At 45.0% G+C, this 2,406-nt stretch carries 1 protein-coding gene; it reads right to left on the reverse strand.

The features are described from left to right. On the reverse strand, positions 1-2,406 hold a 2,406-nt coding region (locus tag L4C33_RS21560), incomplete at both ends, for an FAD-binding and (Fe-S)-binding domain-containing protein (protein WP_428814434.1).

Raw genomic sequence — 2,406 nt, forward strand, 5'->3', positions numbered from 1 at the left:
CGCTAACGCTTGTAGAGGATGACCCAGTTTTTCGCCTTCAAAACGTTTGACCTGGCTTCGACAAGAATACCCCGTCGCTAGGCAACGCTCTTTGGGTAGTGATTCCATTTGCGGCTTCCAACTTAAGCCATAAATATCTTTCGACATTTGCAGCTTATCGACCTCATGCCCAAAAGTACCCGCCATACCACAGCACCCAACCGGTACAGTGTTCAGCGTTGCGCCAAAGTGCGCAAAAATAGCCCCCCACTCCTTTTCAGCATTAGGCATTTTGGTCTTTTCTGTGCAATGAGCAAAAAGATACCAAGGCTCACTCTGTGAAGGTTGCTTTGCCTCTACACCAAGAAGTAAAGGAGTCAACCACTCATGTACCGTCAATACATCAAATTCGCCACGATCAGCGCCCAGCACTTCCGAGTATTCATCGCGGTAACAAAGTACTAACGCTGGGTCTACGCCAACCAAAGGAATATCAAGTTCGGCGACCATTGCTAAAAATTCAGCGGTCGATTTAGCATTTTTTGCAAACTTGCTCAGGAATCCTTTGATGTGTTGAGCTTTACCATTAGGTTTAAACGGTAGAAGAATTGGTGTTTTACCGACCTTCTGAGCCAACTTAACAAAGTCTTCAACGACTTCTGCATCGTARTAACTGGTAAATGGGTCCTGTACGATAATGACATGCTGCTTTCTATCATCGGCTGATAAGCCTGCCAATTCTTGCAGGTTGAAAGTGGTGATTTGCTTGTCACTTAATCGCTTATCCAGCGTCGGTACTGACATTAACGGAGCGTCGACATAACCGACTGTTGACGCCGTGAGGCTTTGAACCCATTTTTGAGACAATGCGGCATTCACGACTTTAGGAGCTTTAGCCATTAGAGGTAAAACCGTTTCAATATTCGCAACCAAGTAATCCTTAGCAGGACGTTGATAACGAGAATAATAAAGGTTTAAGAACCGAGAGCGGAAACTAGGAACATCGACTTTGATTGGACACTGACTAGCACACGCTTTACACGCTAAAMACCCGTTCATCGCATCATAAACTTCATGTGAAAAGTCATACTCATGACGTTTATTCAGGCTATTACGTACACGCTCAATCATCGTTTTAATCGGTGTTGAATCTTTTAGCGCTTGTTGTTCTAGATCGAGTATATCTATGCCCTGTTCAGTCAACTGACGTAACCATTCTCGTACTAAACCTGCTCGGCCTTTTGGCGAATGACGGCGATCAGTTGTCACTTTCATGGAAGGACACATCGGGGAGCTAGTGTCGTAGTTGAAACATAAACCGTTACCGTTACACTCCATCGCTTGCTTAAAGCTATCGCGGACTTGGACATCAATTTGGCGATCATAATAACCACGTTTGATATCACTGACTTTCACAAGTTCAGCGTCACTTTCAAGCGGTGTACAGATCTTCCCTGGGTTCATTTTGTTATGAGGATCGAACGCAGATTTAATGCGTCTTAGTTCAGTGAAAAGCTCTTCTCCGAAAAAGTCAGGTCCATATTCTGAACGGAAACCTTTACCGTGCTCACCCCACATTAAGCCACCGTATTTAGCGACCAGCTTGACCWCTTCGTCAGATACTTGGTGCATCAAAGCTTCTTGCTGAGGGTCGCATAAGTCTAGCGCAGGGCGAACATGAAGAACGCCCGCATCAACGTGACCAAACATGCCATAGTTAAGCTCCTTTGAATCGAGCAACACTCTAAACTCAGCAATAAAGTCAGCCAAATTTTCAGGAGGTACACAGGTATCTTCTGCAAAAGCAACAGGTTTAGCACGCCCTTTAGCTGCGCCCAATAAGCCCACCGCTTTCTTACGCATATTGTAAATGCGGCCAATGCTCGCTAAGTCACTGCACACTTGGAAGCCAATAACGCCCGCCTCTTCCGTTTCAACCATTCGACTTAGTTGCTGCGTTAGAGCTTGAACTTGTTGTTCAACTTCCTGTTCATTTTGCCCCGCGAACTCAACCATGTTAATACCGAGCATTTCTTTGTTTGGGACATCGGCCAATAAGTCACTCACCGTATGCCAAACAATATCTTGCTTAGCTAGGTTCAACACTCGTGAGTCGATCGTTTCAACAGACAGTGCACTTGCCTCTACCATAAACGGAGCGTTACGTAGTGCTGAGTCAAAAGTATTGTACTTAACGTTAACGAGCGTACGAGCCTTTGGAATTGGTGTGAGATTTAACTTAGCTTCTGTAATAAAGGCTAACGAACCTTCTGCACCACAAAGAACACGAGTTAAATTGAATGAGTCATCATTTTCATCAAGGGCATTTTTGAGATCGTAACCAGTTAAGAACCGGTTCAGTGGCGGGAATTTTTCAGCAATCTGGGGACGTTTCTCACGACAAACAGCTTCTGTCACCTGTAGGGC

It is taken from the genome of Vibrio makurazakiensis (assembly GCF_050337375.1).
In the GTDB taxonomy this organism is placed as follows: domain Bacteria; phylum Pseudomonadota; class Gammaproteobacteria; order Enterobacterales; family Vibrionaceae; genus Vibrio; species Vibrio makurazakiensis.